This is a genomic window from Pseudomonadota bacterium (genome assembly GCA_023229365.1).
Classification (GTDB): Bacteria; Myxococcota_A; Polyangia; order JAAYKL01; family JAAYKL01; genus JALNZK01.
In genome coordinates, this window is record JALNZK010000174.1 from 1 (window position 1) to 1,497 (window position 1,497).

The 1,497-nt window shown below is 38.9% G+C and carries 2 protein-coding genes; both read left to right on the forward strand.

The window, feature by feature from the left end:
* Window positions 1–592 (forward strand): hypothetical protein (locus tag M0R80_29675; GenBank protein MCK9463808.1); only part of this gene is annotated, 592 nt, incomplete at its 5' end.
* A partial coding sequence (locus M0R80_29680) for a hypothetical protein (protein MCK9463809.1) occupies window positions 589–1,497 on the forward strand: 909 nt, incomplete at its 3' end. The genes M0R80_29675 and M0R80_29680, both read left to right, overlap by 4 nt.

Here is a 1,497-nt window from a genome sequence, read left to right on the forward strand (position 1 = left end):
AATCTTTGCAAATAATAATAGCCAGTCTATTACCGCACAAGATATTAGAGACCTGTTGGCTTCCACTCCACTTATGACAGAACCAACAGAATATGGAACGGCAGCCACACACGATGAATCCTATTTCGCTACTGCCATTTCCCCACACTTCGCTGGTACTCCCACAGGTCTGGGTATACCCACATATTCAGTGCTCTCGGAAAACGCAAACACCACAAACAACACAATGACAGACTCTGGATTGTCTGTGCCTGTGGTCATTGGAACATATGAATTATTCGCTTTTCTAAGTTGCAGTTCTAGTAATTACATAGGAAATTCTTATGGAATCTGGGGAATAGGATCATTAGAAGGAACAGTGTTTGGAAATATAGATTCATCATTTTTGTCTAATATTAGAATAAATGCATTTGATGCAAATACAGATATGTGGATGGCCAATATGAGCGATGGACTTGTGATTTTTCAGGGCATCGCCACTATTACAGAAACATCAGTTATTAAAATTCAACATATGGCTTTGGGAGAGCCTCCTGAAGGAACATCAACTATAAATACTAATTCCTTTTTGAAGGTAACAAAAATAGCATGACAGATAGAATAACATTAGAAACACTCTTGCAAGACAATACCACCAGAGCTATTACCGCACAAACTCTCAGAGATTTTATCGCCTCTGTCCCCCTCAATACCGAATCATCAGAATGGGGCTCTGCTGCTACAAAAGATACAACGGATTTGTTAAAAAATGAATCTCCTATATTCACCACTATGCCCACAGGAGTAGGAATCCCTATCTATAATACCCTGGCTTCTGATGCCTCGACTACTTCCGATACTTTGGTCAACACAGGTCTAAGTGCATCATTAGATGCTGGATTTTATGAATTGGATGTCTTGCTATTAGTTGCAAAAAACAATGTGCTTGATTCTGACGTTGGTTGTGGCTATGCTGTAACTGGATTTGATGCAATAAAAGCAGCAATATATGGAACATCAACTATAATCAACATAGATAGTTCCATCGTAGACAGCAATGACCAAAGTATTGCTTTCTTAAAAGAAATTACAACAGAGCAAACTGGATCAGTCAATATTCATGGCACAATAAAATTAAACTCCGCTGGTACAGTGCATATACAACATACCAAAATTGCAAGTGGCACATCTATCGTCTATGCTAATTCCTATCTTAAAATAACACCAATACAAATGCCTGTGGCTCCTGCCCTCACAGTTACAAAATCCAGTGAACTCGACCCAGCCGTTAATGGAAATTATTATGAAAATGGAAATTACAACGGCGAAATATCCTATGCAAATTTAACAGAAACATATTGGATTTGGTATGCAGGAGCATATTGGGTTCTATCATCTGCCAAAAATAGTTTCGAAACTATGTTTTGGGATAGACCCACTAAATTAGGTGTATATGATCCAAATGGATCGGCTGATGGAACCGTGACAATTGCAGTTGTTGCACCGCCAGCAGGATCA